General features: G+C 35.6%; 2 protein-coding genes. One reads left to right on the top strand and one right to left on the bottom strand.

Going from position 1 to position 3,280, the window contains the following annotated elements; all coding sequences use genetic code 11:
- Positions 1-1,347, bottom strand: a 1,347-nt coding sequence (locus AKK44_RS07540) for a replication initiation protein (RefSeq protein ID WP_054279180.1), incomplete at its 3' end; no start/stop codon positions are given.
- 766 nt (positions 1,348-2,113) lie between these two features.
- On the opposite strand from AKK44_RS07540, the gene AKK44_RS07535 reads away from it, so the two are divergent.
- Positions 2,114-2,512: a hypothetical protein gene (locus tag AKK44_RS07535; protein WP_054279179.1), complete on the top strand. Its 399-nt coding sequence runs from the start codon at positions 2,114-2,116 to the stop codon at positions 2,510-2,512.
- The last annotated feature ends 768 nt before the right edge of the window (positions 2,513-3,280 follow it).

The following is a 3,280-nucleotide window of genomic DNA, read 5'->3' as shown; positions in this document are numbered from 1 at the left end:
ATAGTTTTCGACATCTTCAATGATGACAGGGGCAATGGTAGGCTCACTGGTTAATTCCTTTAACATGACGAACAGTTGAGCATATTGAGGGTTTTGCTCGATTAAGCGCGTGATTAAAGATTCACTTCGATTGAATTTTAGTTGATCCGATTCTCTCAGACCTTCTATCGTTGTAACGTCCTGTGATAGTAAATTCTTCATTGCCTTAATGGTCCAGCCAAATTTTCGTGAACTGTCCGTACTTGTCCTTCTCAACATTTCAATAATTAACTCTTTATCTGCTACCTTTAACCATTCTTTTAAGGTGTTGCGGTTGTTACTATTGTTAACGCTGTTATCCGTTCCAAAAATAGTGACAAAGTAATTGGATACTTCGATATAGTCCGCATCCTCTTCTTGACTATCAATAACAGACATTTGTTGAGAGGGGAACTGTAGGATATAAAAACCTTCCGAAGTCATACCAAGCACCGGAAGAAGGTCATTGGTGAATTTTTTAAAGGTAAAGGAGTATTTATAAGTTCCTCGCCCTCGCCGTTCAATGACCATCTCTAAATCGGGAATGATGGGATTGCCGAATTGGTCTTTCAATTCCTTCAGCTCTTTAAAGGCTCTACGAATAAGCACAGACTTATTTTGTATTAAGGAAGGAGTTGAAAGCTTCATAATATCCTTTTCAAATCGCTCTGCATAAGCATAGTAACTTCCATAACTACGATAACCGGCAATTTCTCGGTATAGACGCATGGAATATTGGGATTTTAGGGAATTATGGATAAACAGGCTATATTTGAGGTGATGAATTTTGCTCCAATCGTCTTGGTAAAAGAGCTCATACACACGCCTTTGAGGTGTCTCAATAGCACCAGTTTCATCAAGGACTTCATCTTGATAAATATAATCAGATAGATAAACCGTTAGTTTACGCGCTCCGTGGTCTATCGTAAATTTATCCTTAAACAAAAAAATATGATCAAACTTATTTGGTATACCGAACTCATCTAGTCCAATAACCTTTTTATAATGCACTTGACTTAGGAATGATCCGATATCTTCAATAGCAGTACTAAACCTTTTGATGTTATTCGTAGCGATAACACGTTCTCCGTCAATTTTCAACTCTCTTGTGTACTGTCCACCAGCTAGTATGGCAATTCTGTCGTAGTCGATTTCTATCCCACTTTCTGAATAAGGCAGACGGTGTAACTCTGACAGAATAGCATTGACAATTCGCTCATCATCTTTAGAGATATTCCCTAAGTCGAATAAAGTTGGAAATAGTTTATCATACTGACCTTTTGCTTTGTTATAAGGAATTAGCATTTTAGCATCCTCATTTTTGTCCATTTTTATCACTTCCTTTACTAAGTTTCATCGTATTGGAGAAAAAACAACACGAATGATAGACTATCCACTAAAATATTAGTATTTTTCTCCAAAGTTATGAAGTGTTTCGCCAAAGTTATGAAGTGTTTCGCCAAAGTTATGAAGTATTTCGCCAAAGTTATGAAGTATTTCGCAAAATCTATGAAATAACTTTGCTGAACCCCTTGATATACATAAGTTTGAGATCCCTCTATAACTATTATATAATTATTCTTATAACTATTACAATAACTAAATTAAAACGATGTGTTTAATTGATGCTATGCTCTATTATTTAGACCAAACTAGCATCACTATTCTTTTAAGTTATTCAAAGTTATCATAACCCGTTTGCTATTGTCTCATTTCTTTTTTGATTATATACTATGTAGTAACAAATGCCTCAACAGGAGAAATCAAATGTCATTGTATAAATACCTAATTAACAAACTCGCACGTCCCCTGCACACCCTGTACCCTCGAAAGGGAAGTAACTTTTTGCACTTAAATATCAGGAACAATTATTTCTACTTTTAGGTTTGCTGCAAAAGAAGTCACTGAGGGAATCACGCGCCTATAGTCCTTTAATAACTTCCCAATACTGGATAAGGAGATTGATACAGACTATCCGAATGAAGCAGTAGGAGAAGCAATAAGGCACAAATACCTAAAGCAGTAACTAGACTGCTTGATTATTTTACTCGGTAGCTCTTAACAGAACGTAGCCGGCGAGAAAAAGGAGAGAAAGATGACGAATGATTTAGACATTTTAAGACAAACTGTTCTTAATGGGTTAGCTAAGTTTGATTTATATATTAAGAGGGAACAGTTCTTTATAGCTAGCACCTCATGTACGGTTACATTTTTTGAAAGTTTAGAAGAGCCACAAGTATCCTCAAATCAGGAAACGATATTTCCGATTAGGCATCTAACCACAAAGGACGTGGTAATTTTATCAGATGCAGACCTTTTAGGACTCTCTTTAGATTTTACGCGAGAGAGTTTAGTTAAAGCGACTGGAGAAGTTGTGTGTCTGCTTAATGGTATTGGGTATATTGATTATGTTCAAGGGGGTTCCTTGAAAGACCATGAGGAAATATTCTTCAGTCAAAACCTTCTTGGTGTTTTAAGGGGCTATAAACCTTAATGCCTTATTAGTATATTAAAGAGACACCGCCTAGGTGTTTTTTTACGATAATGCTAAAGAGAGAAGAATATTGCTATAATAGAGAAAAACCCAAGAACGAACACCGTAGCTCGCAGATCAGTCACCGAAGTAGCGCGTGATGTGACATATAAAGAAATGGTATACAGAGGAGAGTAGATGCAGAATACTAAAAGAGCAACAAGATGAGGAAGCCTGGCTACAGAGCAATCATGGTTGGGATTTGCCAAAGCATCAACTTGAAAACCTATCACGCGCCATGGATACCGATGCTAAGAACATTATCAAGATGCTGGAGTAACCTTTCCTCGAAACCAAAGAACTTTATTTAGCTTACGTTAATCATGCTCAACGGGTATGATAAACAAATAATGATATTGAGAAAGAACATATTGATTTGAAACCCAAGCAAAATCGTCAGCAATGGTACAAACGTACTAAAAGGCGACAACACTTAAAAGATAGTCTGGAAGGTTATCTAAGTAGCCGATTTTTCATGCACGGAATAGAATTAGACGAACTAACAGAAGAAGAGAAGAAGGAACTAGTAGCTATTGATAGTCACTATCGTAGGACTATAACGAAAATAGAAACTTAACTTATAGCAATTAAAATGTATAAAGATATTTTTTTGAAACCGCTTTATTTTTCGAATAAATGTGATAAAATATAAAAAGGATTTTATTTATGAAAAAATTAAATTATTTTCTGCTGTACTATTAACAGCTTTATCTGTAGAAATTATTTCTC

Source organism: Streptococcus phocae, assembly GCF_001302265.1.
In the GTDB taxonomy this organism is placed as follows: Bacteria; Bacillota; Bacilli; order Lactobacillales; family Streptococcaceae; genus Streptococcus; species Streptococcus phocae.
The sequence above is the reverse complement of the archived record's forward strand: the minus strand, read 5'-3'. Positions and strand labels throughout refer to the sequence as shown.